19 protein-coding genes and 1 pseudogene are annotated in these 18,999 nt (G+C 34.1%); 3 read left to right on the forward strand and 17 right to left on the reverse strand.

All coding sequences use genetic code 11. From position 1 onward, the window contains the following. Window positions 1-259 precede the first annotated feature (259 nt). Window positions 260-1,279, forward strand: a complete 1,020-nt coding sequence (locus tag BM319_RS10000; RefSeq protein WP_091022387.1) for a substrate-binding domain-containing protein — start codon at window positions 260-262, stop codon at window positions 1,277-1,279. Window positions 1,280-1,583: 304 nt separating this feature from the next. Continuing rightward, a complete protein-coding gene (locus BM319_RS10005) occupies window positions 1,584-1,823 on the forward strand; it encodes a hypothetical protein (RefSeq protein WP_175495590.1) in 240 nt (79 codons plus the stop codon). Between the two features lie 413 nt (window positions 1,824-2,236). On the opposite strand, the pseudogene BM319_RS10010 reads toward BM319_RS10005, so the two are convergent. The 6 genes and pseudogenes from BM319_RS10010 to mobB form a co-directional block, all read right to left on the reverse strand. Continuing rightward, window positions 2,237-2,924: pseudogene (locus tag BM319_RS10010) on the reverse strand (ABC transporter ATP-binding protein). A 460-nt stretch (window positions 2,925-3,384) separates the two neighbouring features. Then, window positions 3,385-4,035: an SMI1/KNR4 family protein gene (locus BM319_RS10020; protein WP_091022393.1), complete on the reverse strand. Its 651-nt coding sequence runs from the start codon at window positions 4,033-4,035 to the stop codon at window positions 3,385-3,387. A 411-nt stretch (window positions 4,036-4,446) separates the two neighbouring features. Next, complete coding sequence (locus BM319_RS10025; protein WP_091022395.1) at window positions 4,447-5,691, reverse strand: NAD(P)/FAD-dependent oxidoreductase; 1,245 nt, start codon at window positions 5,689-5,691, stop codon at window positions 4,447-4,449. Between the two features lie 266 nt (window positions 5,692-5,957). Continuing rightward, window positions 5,958-6,605 carry an MOSC domain-containing protein gene (locus BM319_RS10030; protein WP_091022396.1) on the reverse strand — a complete coding sequence of 216 codons (648 nt, stop codon included), beginning with the start codon at window positions 6,603-6,605 and terminating at the stop codon, window positions 5,958-5,960. A gap of 139 nt (window positions 6,606-6,744) precedes the next feature. After that, window positions 6,745-7,401 carry a molybdate ABC transporter permease subunit gene (gene modB / locus BM319_RS10035; RefSeq protein ID WP_091022397.1) on the reverse strand — a complete coding sequence of 219 codons (657 nt, stop codon included), beginning with the start codon at window positions 7,399-7,401 and terminating at the stop codon, window positions 6,745-6,747. 43 nt (window positions 7,402-7,444) lie between these two features. Further along, window positions 7,445-7,978, reverse strand: coding sequence for a molybdopterin-guanine dinucleotide biosynthesis protein B (mobB, locus tag BM319_RS10040; protein ID WP_091022398.1), 534 nt, complete (start codon window positions 7,976-7,978; stop codon window positions 7,445-7,447). A 214-nt stretch (window positions 7,979-8,192) separates the two neighbouring features. On the opposite strand from mobB, the gene BM319_RS10045 reads away from it, so the two are divergent. Next, the gene (locus tag BM319_RS10045) at window positions 8,193-8,549 is read left to right on the forward strand and encodes a Na-translocating system protein MpsC family protein (RefSeq protein ID WP_025568236.1); all 357 of its coding nucleotides are present in this window, start codon (window positions 8,193-8,195) and stop codon (window positions 8,547-8,549) included. Between the two features lie 40 nt (window positions 8,550-8,589). Here BM319_RS10045 and moaC read toward each other — a convergent pair whose 3' ends face one another. The 11 genes from moaC to fdhF form a co-directional block, all read right to left on the reverse strand. Next, on the reverse strand, window positions 8,590-9,072 hold the full coding sequence (moaC, locus tag BM319_RS10050) for a cyclic pyranopterin monophosphate synthase MoaC (RefSeq protein ID WP_091022399.1): 483 nt from the start codon (window positions 9,070-9,072) through the stop codon (window positions 8,590-8,592). Window positions 9,073-9,107: 35 nt separating this feature from the next. Continuing rightward, the gene (gene mobA / locus BM319_RS10055; protein ID WP_091022400.1) at window positions 9,108-9,677 is read right to left on the reverse strand and encodes a molybdenum cofactor guanylyltransferase; all 570 of its coding nucleotides are present in this window, start codon (window positions 9,675-9,677) and stop codon (window positions 9,108-9,110) included. Continuing rightward, window positions 9,674-10,168, reverse strand: a complete 495-nt coding sequence (locus BM319_RS10060; RefSeq protein ID WP_025568239.1) for a MogA/MoaB family molybdenum cofactor biosynthesis protein — start codon at window positions 10,166-10,168, stop codon at window positions 9,674-9,676. Before BM319_RS10060 ends, mobA begins: the two co-directional genes overlap by 4 nt. A 33-nt stretch (window positions 10,169-10,201) precedes the next feature. Beyond that, window positions 10,202-10,438 carry a molybdopterin converting factor subunit 1 gene (moaD, locus tag BM319_RS10065; RefSeq protein ID WP_069034224.1) on the reverse strand — a complete coding sequence of 79 codons (237 nt, stop codon included), beginning with the start codon at window positions 10,436-10,438 and terminating at the stop codon, window positions 10,202-10,204. Next, entirely contained in the window at window positions 10,435-10,905 is a 471-nt protein-coding gene (locus BM319_RS10070) for a molybdenum cofactor biosynthesis protein MoaE (RefSeq protein ID WP_091022402.1), read from the reverse strand. Before BM319_RS10070 ends, moaD begins: the two co-directional genes overlap by 4 nt. Before the next feature lie 43 nt (window positions 10,906-10,948). After that, window positions 10,949-12,238 (reverse strand): molybdopterin molybdotransferase MoeA, encoded by a 1,290-nt coding sequence (locus tag BM319_RS10075; RefSeq protein WP_091022404.1) that lies wholly within the window; start codon window positions 12,236-12,238, stop codon window positions 10,949-10,951. A gap of 19 nt (window positions 12,239-12,257) precedes the next feature. Then, window positions 12,258-13,274 (reverse strand): molybdopterin-synthase adenylyltransferase MoeB, encoded by a 1,017-nt coding sequence (locus BM319_RS10080; RefSeq protein WP_069034323.1) that lies wholly within the window; start codon window positions 13,272-13,274, stop codon window positions 12,258-12,260. Window positions 13,275-13,533: 259 nt separating this feature from the next. Next, window positions 13,534-14,559: a GTP 3',8-cyclase MoaA gene (moaA, locus tag BM319_RS10085; protein WP_091022406.1), complete on the reverse strand. Its 1,026-nt coding sequence runs from the start codon at window positions 14,557-14,559 to the stop codon at window positions 13,534-13,536. A 54-nt stretch (window positions 14,560-14,613) separates the two neighbouring features. Then, window positions 14,614-15,402, reverse strand: a complete 789-nt coding sequence (gene fdhD / locus BM319_RS10090; RefSeq protein ID WP_091022409.1) for a formate dehydrogenase accessory sulfurtransferase FdhD — start codon at window positions 15,400-15,402, stop codon at window positions 14,614-14,616. A gap of 153 nt (window positions 15,403-15,555) precedes the next feature. Continuing rightward, window positions 15,556-16,035: a helical membrane plugin domain-containing protein gene (locus BM319_RS10095; protein ID WP_091022411.1), complete on the reverse strand. Its 480-nt coding sequence runs from the start codon at window positions 16,033-16,035 to the stop codon at window positions 15,556-15,558. A 12-nt stretch (window positions 16,036-16,047) separates the two neighbouring features. Next, window positions 16,048-18,975: a formate dehydrogenase subunit alpha gene (fdhF, locus tag BM319_RS10100; RefSeq protein WP_139226527.1), complete on the reverse strand. Its 2,928-nt coding sequence runs from the start codon at window positions 18,973-18,975 to the stop codon at window positions 16,048-16,050. Window positions 18,976-18,999: the final 24 nt, after the last annotated feature.

Below are 18,999 nucleotides of genomic sequence, written 5' to 3' on the forward strand. Positions count from 1 at the left end.
TCACAAAAAACATGACAATAACATTACAAAAATATAAAAATAGTAATTTGTAACGTTATTAATCAACTTATAAGCTGATTATTCCACCTAACATAATTTTAGTCAAGTGAATTTTTACAGTTTTCATTGTTTTTTAATAAATAAGTTAATTAAACAACATTACAAATAGTTGCATTACCATTTTTGTAACGTTACAATATACTTACAATTAATTTTAGGATATAATTTATACAGATCGATTTAGGGGAGAAATTTATAAATGGAAAAGAAAGTTACAATGCAAGACATTGCGACACAATTAAATATCTCAAAAAACTCAGTATCACAGGCCTTATCCGGAAAACCTGGTGTTAGCGAAGAGACAAGAAAACTGATTCAAGATACTGCAGATGAATTAGGTTATTTCTATTCAAATGTTCGTACCCAAAAACAAGTTGATGAAAAAACAATTAAAACAATTGGATTAATAGCTTCAGATTTTGCGTTTTCTTTAACTGGATTTTTTGGTGAAATTTATTTAAGTATTCAAAAAGAATTAAAAACGAAGGACATTAACTTTTTAATTGAGTCAATTGATCAGCATTCGGTTGAAAATTTAATTATGCCTACTTTATTAACGAATCAAGAAATTGATGGATTGTTGATTTTGTCTCATATTAATACAGACTACACAGCAAAAGTTATTAGCTCAGGTATTCCTACCGTTCTAATTGACCACCATGAACCATTCCTTCATGCTGATTCAATTTTAACGAATAATCGCTTTGCAGCATTTATAGCTGTAGAGCACTTAATTAAATTAGGACATAAAGAAATTAGCTTCGTTGGAGATGTAGACATTTCACCAAGCTACCAGGAAAGATTAGAAGGATATTTTTTGGCTCTTAAAAAATATGGAATAAAACATGATGAAGACCTACTGTTAAATCACGCTAAAGAAGAACAGGCACATATTATAACTTTACTTGATCAATTTTCAAAACAACCTACAGCCTATTTTTGTGTAAATGATGGACTGGGTTTTCTAGTTCAAACTGAATTACAACGAAGAGGATACAAAGTACCAGATGACGTATCTGTATGTAGCTTTGACAATGGTCAGCTTTCTCAAATTGCAACACCTAAAATGACGACAATGGATATCGACTTAAACTTCTTCGGTAAAAAAGCAGTTGAACAATTATGCTGGAGAATTGAAAATAAAGACGAGCCAATCCATGAAATCTTATTGCCTACTAGACTGGTTATTAGGGAATCTACTGGTGAATTAAGAAAATAAGTACAAACAGGGTTTTAGAAGAATGGAAACTTTAAGTAATACAATCACTTATTTACACACCCCTACTTCATTTTGAGGTAAGGGTGTTTTTTTATTAACAAATAATTGTCTATTTTCTTACTTAACTGAATGCAGATTAGTTTAATAAGGAGTTATATTCTTCTTATTGAATTATTAAACTTAACAATAAATAAATACATCAGGAACATATTTATTAAAATCAAACACTTGTCCATTTCTTTTTGCTTGTCCAATCATAGGATATGATGTTGAGATGAAATTAAAAGGAAAAGGTGTGTTTATAATGAGTTGTAACTGTAATAATGAAAGAAATAATGAAAGAAATAATGATTGGAATAATAATAGAAATAATGACTGGAATAATAATAGAAATAACAATAGAAATAACAGAAGAGATAGAGAGATTACATTTAATGCGAAAGTTACGGTTAATCAAGAAGAATTCTGTCGTGCAGTAGATCGTTGCGACAATGAAAGACGCGATAATAACGGTCGTCGTAGTGACAGATGGTGGAACTTTTAAGTTCAAAAAAGCAGAAAAAGGAAATTCGTTTTTTTCCTATACTATTAATTGATTGAATGATAGGATCAATTTCTTTGACTAAATGAAAAAGACCACAAAATATATTTGTGGTCTAACTTTTCTTTATTGAACCAACGCATTGCTTTAGTTGTACAAGAAATCATCATTTTACATTAATCACTTAGATAAAAGGTAGGAAAGCACAGAAATATTTCTGTGCTTTTTTACTACCATGTCAACCAACAATTCTCTATTATTCTATAAATAATTTAAAAAGCATATTTTTAAACATTTCGAGTTTAAATCCTCAATATCATAGCCCTCAATTTTTATACTTGTTGTTCAATTCTTTACAATTAGAAGGATGGATATCTTAAAATCACGCCATATTTTAATCTAGTAATTACTAGTTCCTATATTACAGAGTTTTTTATTGATAGTACCCCATCCTCCATATAATAAACTTTGTCACAATAACCTAGCATTCGTTCATCGTGGGTCACCATGATTGCAGCTTTTTTTTCTTTTCCTTACCTCACTGGCAATTAATTTTACAACTTCATGGGCTCGGTTTGAATCTAGACTTGCAGTGGGTTCGTCAGCTAGGATAATACTTGGTTGATTAAATAGTGCTCGAGCAATTGCTACACGTTGACGTTCACCACCAGATAATTCATTTGGCATTTTTGTCAACTTATTACCTAATCCAAGTTCAGTTAGTATTTCAACTGCATATTGCTGGTCTTTTTTATTAAACTTTCCTCCCATTTTTTTTATTAATATGAGCTGGTCATATACAGATAAGTACGGAATTAAGTTTGAAGATTGTAAATTAAACCCAATTTCATTTAAACGAAAGTCTGCAAGTTGTTTAGCATTTAACGTTGTTAAATCCTGATCATTTACACTTACTATTCCTGACGTTGGTTTTAATAATGCGCCAATTATTGATAATAATGTACTTTTCCCAGAACCAGAAGGACCAACAATCGCAACCAACTCTCCAGAATTCACGGTAAAAGAAACTTCTTTTAAGGCTGTTACAATCGAATGTCCCTCTGTAAATTGTTTAGAAACTTTTTGTAGCTGAATACCACACATTTATTCCACCCTCCCTAAAGCTGTTAACGGATCAATTTTAGTAATTTGTCTTACTGAAATAATTGAACTTAATAGGCTAATGACTAATAATCCTAGTGCATATATTCCTACAAGTTTAGCATCTAAATCAAAAGGCATATTTTCTGGAAATGCAAGAGCAGTCAAATAAGTGAATGCAATACCAACCACAATTTATGTGATGAGTACTGGATATGGCATCAAACATGATTATGTATACGTCAAATATGCTGGAAAATACGTCGGTTATCTACCGAAAGCATCCGTTAAATTTTAAAATAAAGAGAAGGCTACTTTGTTGTAACGGGTTCTCTTTTCGGAGGGAAAGTTAATTATATTGTTGTAAATCTCAGTATTTTTAGCACTGCAATTAGCATTACATTTAACAGTAAATTAGTATAAAAAAGAGCATTGAATAAACCTTCAATGCTCTTTTCACTAATTATATTTCTAATCCAAGCCAAGTTCTAAACCGATTGGCAGCCACTCCATCTGAAATTATCCCACTTTCGGGGCTTGTTGTGAAAGATAGCCATTGCCAATCCTCACACCCTACAAATGCTAATCTTGACCAATTATCGATGAATTCCACAAAGTTATTTGCAATTTTAAACCCGTGACCTTCTCCATCGTCGTGACTAAGATAGACAATGGGGGCATCACCACTGTTTTTCATATCAAAGGCTAAGTAATCACCATTGCCTACCTCACAAAAAGCTAATTTGTTATGCCAAACTACATCATAATCATCTTTTGGATTAGGAAAAACATTTTCAATCCAACCTATACAGTCTTCTTCAAATTGGGGAAGAAGTTCTAAGCTCCAGTGTGGTGTTCCGCAGAAGATTTCTCTAAATTCATTCGGCTGCTCCATATTGTCGGGTAAAAACCAACGTAAGCTGAAATTCCCAGAAAACTCATTGAGAACTTTCTTGAAACTTTCAGGGAGAGTAACCCCAAGTTGTTCCTCTGTTTTGATTATTTGTTCAAGTGAAACTGGTTCATCGATAACCACTTCTTGAACTTCTCCACCAATCTCATTAATCCTAGTAGTAATAGCTTGAATTCTTTTTCGTATAAGTTCGTAATCCATCTAATCACCCCGAAATTATCCATTAAAATCGCACAATAAACGGTAAGGTCAATAGTTATTGTCCACTTTCATTTTATATGCTAATTTTGTGCTAATTTCAATACAATTTGAAAAAAATCTTGATTTGGCAATAAAAAAGACAGACTAAAATTTTGCTAATCGGTCTGCCAATTTATTATTTATTTTTATCTTTTCTCTCCCAAAGGAGAATCCGTTAACTTTGTTGTAGCCCTTCTTTTTTGTTCAATGTTCTGCCATAGAATACCTTCTGATCTTTCGATATTCCTGTAAATACAAAACTCATCGGAATTACTTTTTCCCAATGATCAAGGAAACCCTCAAATGGGGTTTCCTCTATTTTTATGTAATGATCAACATTAAAGTTTAACAGAGTCTATCTGGTAAATAGAATTAATTGGAAGAAGTAAAAAATCCATTGTTTAGCAAAGGTCGCTCTTGCAAGTATAGAGCTAAATCTGGACAGTTCCCTTCAACAATTTCCTTTGCAATAAGCTTTGATAGCAGCTGGCTGTAAACCGTCCCGTTATCACCAAATGCGAATAGGAAATAACTGTTTGGAAATGCTTCATATTTCCCAATAATCGGAATGCCATCGATTGTGCCTCCATAAAATGCAGCTAAGAAATATTCTGGCTGTACTTTAATAGTTGGAAACATCTTATTAAACTCTTCAATCAGTTTCTTCTTTTTGTGAATCAGTTTACTATCACGATCTTCAGAATACGAAGTATTATCATCAAGTCCGCCTATGATAATCCGGTTATCTCTAGTTGTACGCATAAATAAATATGGACGAGCGGTTTCCCAAATGAGTGTCCTATTATACCATTCGGAAAGATCTTTGACTGGGTGGGTAGTTACCGTATATGTACTTACAAAGGAAGCTTTTTTCTCCTTTTTTATCTCTACTCCTTCATAACCTGCTGCAAAAATAATATATCGTGCTTTGATAGAAAAACCATTCTTTGTAGATGCAATCATCTTATCTTCTTCTTTATCATAATGGTGACCGTTCATTTCTGTATGTTCAAATATACGGATTCCTTTGCTTGCGGAGTAATCCAGAAGTGCATGAGTGTATCTGAAAGGATTAATTTCTGCATCATTATATGAATAGATAGCGGCATCCCTGCTAAAAGGATATTTCGCTTCAATATCTTCCTTAGTTAAAAAAGTAAGTTCACAGTTTTGCTGTTTTAAAAATTCATATTCCTTTTTAAGACTTTCAACATCATCCACACAGCTTGCGGAATAGAGAGTATCTCTTCTGTTGAATTCACAATTAATGTTTACTTTCTTTGAGGCTGCTTCAATTTCATTTATGGCTTCTTTCAAAAGTTGTAAATGCCTTTTTATGTAACCTTCACCAAAGGTGTTAATCATATCTGTAAACATTTTTTCACCGGAATATTGAAGGAGGGCCGTATTCGTACTAGTACTGCCGCTGCCAATGGTTGATTTTTCAATTACAACCACATCTAAATTAGTATCGGAAAGATAATATGCACATTGTGCCCCTGAACTTCCACCCCCTATGATTAAAACATCACAAGATAGGTCTTCATCCAATGTTGGATATGATGGAGCATCAGGAAATGTAGTAGGCCAATAATAGGTTCCAGAGTGTAGATTCATTCATCTATATCCTCCAATTATTAAAAAGTATAATGTTACTATTTCCAACCTCTTTTTGTGTATGCAAAGAATTCTACTAAAACACTGTATAATATTAAATAATTGAAACAAATTAATTTCTTACAATATTTATTCCCAATTGAACAATTATTGAGGAAATATGCCATTTTAGTTCAATAAGAAAATCAACAATATATTTTAATAGACCCTAATAAAAAAGAAGCCGCTCCAACAAAAGCGACTTCCTACCCGTTATCATAAAATAGTTAAACTAAACTCTCCAAACGCTTATTTAATCGAATTCTCCAATCCTCAGCTAACTCAGGAACTTCCAAAATCGCTTTTATTCCTTCCACATTTTTTGGATCATGGAAATAAATCTCGTTGCAATAAAGAACTGAAATTTTATTTTTTTGAGTTTCAATTAATTCTATTTTCGAATCTTTTCTGATCGTTCCCTCTTTTAATACACGGCATAAGTAGCCTGTAAAACCAGTTTCTACGATTCTCTTAAGTGCTACATTCGTTCTCCTTGTAATTGTGTCACAAGGTATTCTGCTTTGTGTAATTTGTATAATTGCATCGCCAATTTGGTAGACATCGCCAATGCATACGTCTTTTTCTAACATATTTGTGACTGTAATATTTTCTCCGAATGCTGAAAGTGGTAAATTTAGATTAAACTCTTTTTCCCAAAGTTCGTAGTTTTCATATGGGTACACACATACAGCTCGATCGGGCCCACCGTGATGTTTTAAGTCAGCTACTCCATCACCTTTAAAGCCTTCTTTTGATAAGTAAACTTCTTCTATTCCTTCTTTACAAATCCCCGTTATCATTTCTTTGTTTTCGCCGTATTCCATTTTACTCGGTAATCCTACTGCAAGATTAATTAACTCAACTTTATTTGCCATGCCTTCCACCCTCTCATTTTTAAGTTTCTAATTGTAAAACTCGGTTTTATTTTATGTAAACTAAAATATTGGAATAAAAAGGAAAAACACCCCACATACAGCATTATATACTAATTTGAGACAATACCAATCTGCAAAATCATTTTTGTTTCAACTGTACGGCTAACAGCATAATAAAAGAAATTAAGACCATCGAAAGTACCCATAGCCAAGCCATTTTCATATTCCCAGCATCTATTGCTAAATAAATAGCTGTCGGGACAGTTTGTGTTTTTCCTGGTATGTTTCCTGCAAACATAAGTGTAGCACCGAACTCGCCTAGTACTCTTGCAACGCTTAATATACTTCCTGAGATAATAGCTTTTAATGAAAGTGGAATTGAAATCAAGAAAAAAACATTCCATTCACTTGCTCCACAAACTCTAGCTGCCTCTTCAATCTCAATGTCTACACTTTGAAATCCAGTTTTTGCGGATTGATACATAAGCGGAAATGCTACAATAATTGATGCAATTACAGCAGCCCACCATGTAAAAACAATAGGTTGTTTAACTAACCATTCAATCATTTTTCCAATGAAGCTTTGTCTTCCGAAAATGACTAATAGTAAAAATCCCACAACTGTAGGAGGAAGAACTAAAGGTAACATTAAAATTGATTCTAGAAGTGTCTTACCTTTAAAGGATTTCATAGAGAGAATTCTTCCAGCTATAGTTCCTAAAATTATAACGAAAAATCCTGCCACGATCGTAACCTTAAGGGAAATCTTAAGGGGAATTAAAAACTCTTCAAACAATTAAATTCCTCATTTCAAAATAAACCATATTTTCCTCTATTTTTTAATCTTCTATGAAATTACCTTTTGACAATTCATTCATCAAGAAATTTAAATAATTTTCTTCATCATATAGATGGAAATATTGATAATCTTTCAATCTACCCTCTTCAATCTCAAAATGGCTGATCACACAAATAATATTCGTTAATGACCTTAGTAAATTCAGATCATCCTCACTTCTTATTAATACTACTTTTGGATAACTTTCCCTTTTATAACCTTCAATAAAAATGATATCAGTTGAAAAAAAGCGATATAATTCAATTGTTTTCTTTAAGTCCCAATTAATAAAATTTGTTCTCAATGACAAGACTCCATCACCTTCAACACTAGAAACGATTGCTCCAGCATCCAAGTGACGACTACTGTCTTTGCGTTCTATTTCTAAATCAGGCGCACCGCCATGACCATGATGTTTTATAGTAGCAGCTAATAATCCTTGTTGGTTGGCCAATTTAATGAGTTTTTCAGTAAGAGTTGTTTTCCCACTATTTTGATAGCCTACAATTTGCAAAATGGAATAGTTCTTTTTCATCGCTCTCAATTCCTTTTTATTAAATAATTTTATTACAAGGAGCCTACTGAAAAAACACCATTAATACAAAAATCAAATTAATCGATTCTTGTATTGATGGTGGAGCAGTTTAGTAAAGTCTTTAAGAAGATGTTCTCTAAAAGATTTTTCCTTTAAATTTTCAAACCATTGTTTTATGATAAGAAAAACAGAATTAATTTAAGGGGTATATGTAATGGCTAAAGTCATCCATGAATTTAATGACTATATACGAAAACTGCGTAAAGAATTATTTGGTAAAGGCCCTGAAAGAATCCATACTGTTTTTGTTGAAAATATGGCTGTTTCAACTTTGTATGGAAATCTGACACCTACTGAGCTATTTATCGCTCAAACTTCTGAAGGCCGTGATATTGTACATAATGCTAGAACAAAGATGATTCAAGATGTATATGCGAAAAATCATCCAGTTAAACTAGAAGAAATCGTTGATGCTAAGTTTATCAACCTTTTCTCGGATATGAAAGTTGAAGAAGATATTGCGATTTCAGTTTTTGTCTTTGATAAAAAATTGGAAAACTTAATTGATTAGATCGTAGATGCTTCTAATCAATTAAGCTTATGTTCCAATCTTATTGATGGAAAAAGTCGCCGCTTTTACCACCCTTTTTTTGAACTAAAAACGTTTCTTTTATAACCATACTTTTATCAACGGCTTTACACATATCATAAAATGTAAGGCCAGCTACACTTACAGCTGTAAGTGCCTCCATTTCAACTCCAGTTTTTCCGCTGCATTTCACTGTCGCACGAATGATTAAATCATAACCATTAGGTACCTCTACATATTCAAATGTAAAGTCCGTTCCTGAAAGTGCGATCGGGTGACACATCGGAATAATATCAGAAGTTTTTTTAGCTCCCATAATTCCAGCGATTTGTGCAACATTTAGTGGATCACCTTTTTTAATTAATCCATTTTGAATTGCTTCATATAATTCCGTTGAGATCGAAATTGTACTTTGTGCAATTGCAACTCTTGTAGTGATGTCTTTATCTGATATATCGACCATTTTAGGTCTTCCTTCTTCATTCCAATGTGAAAATTCACTCATGGGAGTACCTCCGGGTAAGTCTTTAATTTGATTAATTAAATCCAGTCATTCGGACTATTTATATTCTTAAAGATGAGATCGTCACTTGAAAATTGAACAGTCATTATATTTACTTCACTGAATAATAACTGAACTTTTCGATTGTTTTTATCTAAAATCTCTTTCATTTTTCCGATGCAATTTCGATGATAGAGCGCAAATAGTGGTTGAAGTTTATCGGACTGGATTGGAACGATTGCATCAACATTTGTATTTGCTGCCCTTTCAATCATGTTTTTTACAAAGTCAGCTGTAATAAAGGGTGTGTCGCAAGCTAGGACAAAATACCAGTCATTGTTTGGTCTGTTGGAAAATGCATTGTACATCGCATACAGAGGTCCTTGGTATTCTTTGGCTTTTCCTTCAATGACAAAGTCTAAATCGTTTTTACTAAAATACGGAACTAGTTTTTCGTTCGTTGAAATGATAATCGGTGAAATCGAATTTTCCTTTAAGGCTTCTACACTATATTCATACAATAATTTGTCTTTATACATTTCAAACATTTTTGGTTTACCGTAACGGGATGACTTCCCACCTGCTAAAACGACGCCAGCTATATTCATTGCCTGTTTAATTCTTCCACAAAATGTTGGCATGTCGGTAAAATTAGTTTTGTCATTGCTAGATTTACAGCGTTCTTTGATCCTGGAATTACATAGATCGCTTTATCATGAAAGCTACCGGCGATTGCTCTACTAAACATAGCCTTTGGACCGATTTCTGTATAACTTAATGAACGAAACAGTTCTCCAAATCCTTGCATTTCTTTATCGAGCATTTTTGAAATTGCTTCATATGTAACATCTCTTTTGGTAAAACCAGTACCACCTGTTATGATGATCACTTGAATCGTTTCGTCTTCACTCCATGTTCTAACAATCGAATCGATCAATGCTATATCATCTTTTGTGATTTTATAATCATGGACGATATGTTTTTGCTCTTCTAATAAAGCTTTAATAAGTTTTCCGCTCTCATCATTTTCAACAGTTCTAGTATCACTAACTGTTAAAACGGCAGCATTAACAACCGCTTTTTCATTATGTTTATGCATCATTCTACCTACTTTCAAGCTTTATGGAATCCTTCATCCCCCACTTACTGGTGGAATAAATGCGACAGTATCTCCATCATTAACAATTTCTTCATCCGTTACAAACTCTTCATTTATAGCAGTCATAATCTGATTCAGTTGAGGTAAATCATATTTATTCATAAGCCAGTCTTTTAACTCTTTTACGTTTATTCCATTTTTATCAGTCACTGTTAATTCATCAGTTCCCGCTTTCTCTCGTAAATGAGCAAATAATAAAACTTTAATCATTTTGATTCCTCCACACTTGGTTTTCCTTCTTGGTATGATGTATTTTCTAATTGGTCACCAATCCACATCGTCCCATCTTCCCAAAACTCTTTTTTCCAGATCGGAACGATTTGTTTAATTCGTTCGATTGCGTATTCATTTGCTTCGTAAGCCACTTTACGGTGCGGAGAAGAAGCTGCAATAACAACGGCAATATCGCTAATCTCTAATCTTCCAACTCGATGAGTAATCGCAACAATTGCTTCCGGCCATTTCCCGTGGATTTCATCACCAATTTGGGCAAGTTTTTTTACAGCCATTGATTCATATGCTTGATACTCAAGCGACAAAGTCTTTTTTCCTTTTGTTAACTCTCTAACGGTACCAATAAAAACAGTAATAGCTCCTGCATTTCTACTTTTTACTTTATCTGAAACTTCCTCGACAACAATCGGTGTATCGACAATATTAAATAATGTTTGTTCCAAGTAAATCACTTCACTTTTCTTAAATTAATAGCATTCTATTTATTTACTTATATGCAGGTATGAAATCATGCCAAGGCCATTTACTTCCTTCATAGTCTTCTAATAATAATAAGTCGACTGACATACCTTTTTCATATTTCCTTGTTCCTCCAGGTAAAACAATAAAAGCATCTGTATAAGCTAATGAAGATACAGCGCTAGACTTATCAAAACCTGCTGGAATTGCTGTTAATTGACCTTCATGATAAACAATTTTACCTCTTACAAATCTTGTAAAAGGATTTGGCTTTGGAAAGTTTTCGCCTAAAATTGCCCTTACTCTTTTTAAATGTGGTGTTTCGTTAAATAAATAAGATTGGATAATCGGTCTAACAAATAGCTCAAACCCAACAAAACAAGCAGAAGGATTTCCAGATAAACCGAATAATAATTTATTTTCAAAATGCGCTACTGTTGTTACACTTCCTGGACGCATGGCAATTTTATTAAATAATACGGTAGCTCCTAATCTTGCATAAATATCTGGTAAATAGTCATAATCACCGACAGATACACCACCAGTCGTAATTAGATAATCAACTTGCTCTAACGCATTTTGAACTTCTGAAAAACAAGTATCCAAATCATCGCTAAACTTTCCTAAATATTTTGGAATTGCACCTGCTTTTTGAATTTGAGCAAGAATCATATAGGAATTACTATTGCGAATTTTACCAGGTTCAAGTGGTTCATCGATATCTAGCAGTTCACTCCCTGTCGCAATGACTCCGATGACTGGCTTTTTCGCTACTGGAACTTGACTATACCCAAAAGTAGCAAGTAAAGCGATCACTCCTGGGTTGATTTCAGTTCCTTTTTTAACAAGAATATCGCCTTTATGCGTTTCTTCTCCTTGAAATGAAATATTATCGCCTTTTTGATAAGAGCGTTTAATTTCAATAAAAGTTTTACCATCCGTTTTAATCTCTTTTGCTAATTCAAGCATGACAACGGCCGTGCAACCTTGAGGTATTTGTGCTCCTGTCATAATACGAACGGCCTGTAATGGTTCTACTTCATTTGGAAAAACTGAACCAGCTCCAATTTCACCAACGACTTCAAAGATTGTTGGATTTTCATTGCTTGTAAGAATAGTATCTTCAGATCGAATCGCAAAGCCATCATATGGAGAACGGTCAAAAGCAGGTATATCCTGATCAGCTTTTATGTCATCAGCTAATACTCGTCCATATGCTAAATCGATTGATACCATTTCTTTAGTTCCGTGTTTGGCAAAATCCATCACTTTACGAACTGCTTCTTCGATCGGTAGTGGTACTCGTTTTTCAACCATTCTTTTCATCCTCTCTCTATTAACCTAATAAACGATAATATAGTTTTTTAGCTTCCTGTATATCATGTGTTCCGTGAACAAAAACCCGTCCATCCTGAAAAACAACAAATCGATAATCTTCTATCTGACAAGAGATCAAATAAGGGTTCCGTACTACTTGTCCGTGTTGTTTTAGTTGAATTTCTAGTTCATTAAAGTCGTAATTTTTAGTAGTTGAAGGTCTAATTTGAACCGTGTTTCGCCCACAAAGTGTACTTGTTTTCGTTTGATTTTCAAAGGCTAAATAAGGATACGTCCTATTTGTTCCACATGAAGGACAATCGTCTGATTTAAGTTTCGTCACTTTAAAGGAAAAATGTTGATTATTCCATAAATCAAATGTTAGGAATTTTGTATTAACGGCTGAATAATCCTCAACTAATAGTTTTAATACTTCAGCAACCTGGTATGCCGCCACTAATTGTACCGCAGGACTAATAACCCCGGCTGTGTCACATGTCACACCAGGTACTGGTAATCTTTTTAATATACAATTTAAACATGGCGTTTTACTTGGTAGGATCGTACAACACATACCAAAGCTCCCGACACAAGAGCCATAAACCCAAGGAATGTCATATTTCTGAGATAAATCATTTATGATAAATCGAATATCAAAATTATCTGTTGCATCAATCATAACATCAGTGTCCTTCAAATGGACTTCCATATTATCTGCACTTGCGTCCATTACTAGTGCATTGATGTTTACATCTGAATTTATTTTTTGGAGACGCTTTTTAGCGGCTATTACTTTCGGCAATTTCTCAAATGCATCTTCTTCAGTATAAAGTTGTTGCCTTTGCAAGTTACTCATTTCAACATAATCTCGGTCAATTAAAGTTAACTTTCCAATTCCAGCTCTAACAAGTGCCTCCGCGCTAGCACTTCCTAACGCGCCTGCCCCAACAATTAAAACATGTTTCTTTCTAATTAATTCTTGTCCATTTTCACCGATTGGTGTAAAAAGCTGCTGACGTGAATAACGTTCTGACATAAGATATCCTCCATTAAGAGCAGGACCAAGCGAAAGAGATAAAAAGTTTTCTCCGGGTATCCTCACCAATTTTTTGCTTTTCTTGTTTTCCCTCTATTAAATAAAGCAGCATTAAGAAATCCTCATCATATAAGGAGTTCTGAATGCTGCTTAATTTCTCTGTTAACCGAACAGAGATACCAATCATCACTTTCTAATTTTTAGTTAGAGCATCATACAGAAATTGCATAAACTCCAAACCTTCTATTATTGGTAATGATTAACCACCTATATGGGACATTTCAATTTTATGTGATGATTTATCATTCATTTTTTTCGTATTACTTAATCGTTCATCTGAATAACGATCAGTTCGATTGCTCCATATCGAAAGAATCGTTTCTTTTATTTGTTCATCATCTTGGTTAGACCTTACCAATTCTTTTAGATCATAACCTTTTGTTGCAAATAAACAAGTATATAATTTTCCTTCTGCAGATATACGTGCTCTTGTACAAGTTGAACAAAATGAATCGGTCACTGATGAAATAATGCCTATTTCATCATCACTATCTTTGTAACGATATCGATTCGCAACTTCTCCTACATAATTAGCTTCTGTAAATTCTAAAGGCATGACTTCATTGATCGTATCGATGATTGTTTGTTTTCCTACTACTTCATCGAGCCTCCAGCCGTTATAATTTCCTACATCCATATACTCAATAAAACGAAGAATATGTTTTTGATCTTTAAAATACTGTGCCATTGGGATTATATCTTGTTCATTTTTACCTTTTTGAACAACCATATTGATTTTAACCTTCATTCCAATATCAGAAGCAGCTTGTATCCCTTCAAGCACAGACTTTACATTTCCTCGATTACCAGTCATATATGAAAATCGTTCTTCATCTAAAGAATCAATACTTACGGTTACTCTTCTTAAACCGGCTTCAAATAAATCTTTTGCAAACTTTTTAAGTAAAGTGCCGTTTGTTGTTAAAGCAATATCTTCAACACCATCTATTTTATTTAATCGTTCAATTAGTTTAGGTAAATTTTTACGTAATAAAGGTTCTCCACCAGTAATTCTAATTTTTCTTACCCCTAAAGATACAAAAATACGCGTTAATCTTTCTATTTCATCAAAAGAAAGTATTTTATCTTGTGATAAAAAAGAATAATCCTGACCAAAAATTTCTTCCGGCATACAATAACGGCAACGAAAATTGCAGCGATCGGTAACAGATATACGTAAATCCTGTAAAGGTCGATGATGTTTATCCAATGCAACATTTTTCATACCCATTGCCCCACTTCTTTTTATTTCATAAATGATCTGTTTTTAGTCTCTATTTCACAATACGCGCTTTGAATGAGTATATACATTAAGTGACTGATTTCGAATAAATCCCACTGTTGTAATACCTAATTCTTCAGCTAATTGAAGAGCTAATTCGGTTGGAGCTGATTTCGTCAGTATAACCTCACAACCAATTTTAGCTACTTTTAGTAAAATTTCAGAAGATAATCGCCCACTAAAAACAATTATTTTATCTGAAATTCGAATATTATTTTTTAGACAATATCCATAGATTTTATCTAATGCATTATGCCTACCAATATCCATTCTATTCAAAACAATCCCATTTAAATCACATAAAGCAGCATTATGAACGCCGCCTGTTTCATGAAACAAAAATGCAGACTGTTGCATCTCGTTCATTAATCGAAAACAATCTTGAAATGATAGTTGAACATTCACTTCTTTCATTTTTTTTGCAGTTAATGCATCATTTACAAAAACAAACCCTTGTCTACTCATTCCACAGCATGATGTAATATATCTTTTACTTTGAATATCTTTATAATATGGATTAATATTCTTCGTTTTAACATGGACAAAGCCTTCTTTTTCTTGAAACCATATGTTTTCAATATCCTCGTATTTTCGGATGACCCCTTCGGATGCTAAAAAGCCTACAACCATATCCTCAATGTATTCTGGGGTACTGACCATTGTAACGAATTCTTCTCCATTGATTTTTACTGTGACGGGAAATTCTGTGACAACGCTGTCTTCACTATCGTTTGTTTCACCATTTTCAAAGCGGAGAATTCTTCTTCTCACTTCAGTTGGTAGCATCGTTAAAGATTCCCTTCTTCTTGAAATATTTTTCAAATCGTGTTTTTTAGGAAAATATTCATTAAGAGATCAACCTTTCAATTCGTGTTTTGATTAAAAGGTTCATCTCTTATTATTAAACTCTTTTCTATTAAATACAAATTGTTTTTTCTATTATTCTTTTAGACCTTTTCCCATACCTTTTAGAAAGTTAATACCAAAACCAACTGCACGATTTACATCAGGATCTTTTAAAACTTTTACTAAATCAAAAATTCCTACTTTGTCATCCTTTTCCAGATGTTTATTTCCTTCATCGATTCCTTTTGTTACGGAATTAATTAGCTTTGTTGTTGTTTCTGGATCCACATTTGAAAGTGCACCAGCAGCTCCCATAATATGATTGATGATATTCGTGACTGGCTCGCGGTTCATTTGTTCTAAAGCAATTTTTGTAATTTTCTCTTTAGATTGTATCATTGAATTTGCAGCTTCAAGGACACCTGTATCATTTAATTCAGAAACGATGTTTAAAATTTTATTTAATGAATCTTCATTTTCTGCTAATAAAAGCTTCAAATCCTCAAGTTTCTGTTGGTTTTGCTCTTCTTTAGTTGGTACGTATTTTTGAATCGTCGTGATTGGTTGTGCCATTCTTATTCCCCTTTATTTTGTCGTTAAGTGGACGTATCCTTCTCGTTCCCATTTACGCTGAACCTCAACTCCATTTTGAGGGTTTCTCTTTTTATTACGTGGGTTCGACTTTGGCAACGGACTTTCACCTTCTACACGTAATACTTCCATCCGTACTTTTGTTTGTTTATAAGCTGGTGTATTTGTACGATGATCTTTAGCTGGACCTGTTAAGAAATTGATTGCAGATTCTTTATTTGTTGAATTCATCGGTAAGAACAACTCATTTTTTTGTACTCGATCAGTTACCAGTGCTGGTAATTTCAGTGCTCCATATGGAGATACTAATCGAACTAGTGAGCCATCTTTAATGCCACGTTCATTCGCTAGCTCTGGTGAAACCTCTACAAAAATCTCAGGCACTTTTAATTGAATACCGTATGATTTATTCGTCATATTCCCTTCATGGAAATGTTCAAGCATACGACCATTATTAATTAATAGGTCAAACTCTTCTGCAAACTCAACTGGTTCCATCCAATCAGCTAAAGCAAATCTTGCTTTTTTATCTGGGAAATTAAAACCATCCTCATAAAGAAGTGGCGTACTTGCCCCGTCTAAACTTCCCCAAAGGAAACTATCCCAGCCTTCCATCACTTCGTAGCTAGCTTGAGAGAACAGTGGTGCTAAACTTGCCATTTCAGCGAATATTTCCCCTGGATGTTGATAGTTCCAATTTGCACCTAATCGGTTTGCAATTTCTTGGACAATCCACCAGTCCGCCTTCGATTCACCAAGAGTTGGTAATGCTTGATATAATCTTTGTACTCGGCGCTCAGTATTTGTAAATGTACCTTCTTTTTCAAGTGATGGCGCAGCAGGTAAAATAACATCCGCATATTGCGCTGTTTTTGAGAAGAAGAGATCTTGTACAACAAAGAAGTCCAAATCTGATAAAACTTCATCTACGTGGTTGGCATTACAATCAACAAGCGCCATATCTTCACCAACTAAGTACATAGCTTTCATTTCGCCTTTTTCAATTGATTGAAGCATTTGGATATTATCTAAACCAGGTTTTCCTCCGATTTCAACGCCCCATGATTTTTCAAACTTCATGCGGGCCGCATCATCCGTTACATGTTGGTAACCAGGAAGCCAACCAGGAAGTGTACCCATATCACAAGCACCTTGTACATTATTGTGACCACGAAGCGGATAAGCGCCAGCACCAGGGCGTCTATAGTTTCCTGTTGCAAGCAATAAGTTCGAAATCGCCGCAGATGTATCAGAACCACCAGTATTTTGAGTCACGCCCATGCCCCATAAAATACAAGTTCCATCCGCTTCATGAATCATTTCAGCTATTTGAATTAATGTTTCCTTTGAAATTCCAGTTACACTTTCGGCATATTCAAGCGTATATTTCTCAAGTACAACTTTAAAGTCTTCAAAGAAATGAACATTCTCATTGATGAATTTTAAGTCATGCCAGCCTTGGTCAATGATATATTTCGTTACAGCCATTAACCACACTTGGTCTGTCCCTTGCCTTGGTCGAATAAAGATGTCAGAGCGCTCTGCCATTTCATTTTTACGCAGATCGGCAACAATCAGTTTTTGTCCATGTAACTTATGTGCTCGCTTAACTCTTGTCGCAAGTACAGGATGACCTTCTGCTGGATTCGCACCGACAATAATAACTAGCCCAGCTTTTGCGATATCCTTTATCGTTCCTGCATCTCCACCCATACCAACTGTACGGAATAATCCATCTGTTGCTGGTGATTGACAGTAACGTGAGCAATTATCAACATTATTTGTTTCGAATACTTGTCTTGCTAACTTTTGAATTAAATAGTTTTCTTCATTCGTAATTTTTGAAGATGAAATAAATCCTACAGATCCTTTTCCATATTCTTGTTTAATGGAACCAAGCTTACTTGCAACTAAATCAAGGGCTTCATTCCAGTTCGCTTCAACAAATACGCCATTTTTTCGAATTAAAGGCTTTGTAATTCGTTCTTCTGAATTGACAAAATCCCAACCAAATTTACCTTTTACACAAGTCGAAATTGCATTAACTGGTGCATCAGAACTTGGTTGAACTTTTAAAATTTTTCGATCCTTCGTCCACACCTCGAATGTACAGCCAACACCACAGAAAGTACAAACTGTTTTAGTTTTTTTCGTACGTGTTTCACGCATTGCTGCTTCAACTTCTGAAACTGCAAAAATCCCACTATATCCAGGCTCTACTTTTTTTACTAAATCGATCATCGGATCAAGTAACTCGTCGTTTAATCCAGTCATAAAACCGGCTTCACCTAGCATTGACTTTTCCATTAATGCATTACAAGGACAAATTGTTACACATTGTCCGCAACTTACGCATGAAGAATCATTAATCGAAACACCCTTGTCCCAAATAACACGTGGACGCTCAGCTTCCCAATCAATTGATAATGTCTCATTTACTTGAAGATTTTGACACACTTCCACACACTGTCCACATGCAATACATTGATTTGGATCATATCGATAAAAAGGATGTGTCAAGTCAACCTCACAAGAAGCTACCTTTGGCTGATAAGGATACTTTTGGTGTTCAATGCCCATTTCTTCGACCGTATTATGTAACTTACAATTTCCATTGTTATTATCACAAACTGTGCAATATAGTAAATGGTTTTCTAATAATCGATCCATTGCTTCAGTTTGAGCTTCCTTTGCTTTAGGTGAAGTCAATAGAATATTCATTCCGCTCATCGCTACAGTTGAACATGAGCGCTTTAGCTCACCATTAATTTCTACAATACAAGTATCACAAGTTTGTAATGGATCGACTTCAGGAACATAACAAATTTGTGGATGACTAATTTCGTTTTGATTGATGATTTGTAAGATTGTAGAACCTTGCTCTGCGATTACTTCTTTCCCGTCAATCGTGATTGTAACCATGTTATTTTTCACGGTTTTCCTCCC

The sequence above is a fragment of the Bacillus sp. UNCCL81 genome, assembly GCF_900112535.1.
GTDB classification, from domain to species: domain Bacteria; phylum Bacillota; class Bacilli; order Bacillales; family Bacillaceae_G; genus Gottfriedia; species Gottfriedia luciferensis_B.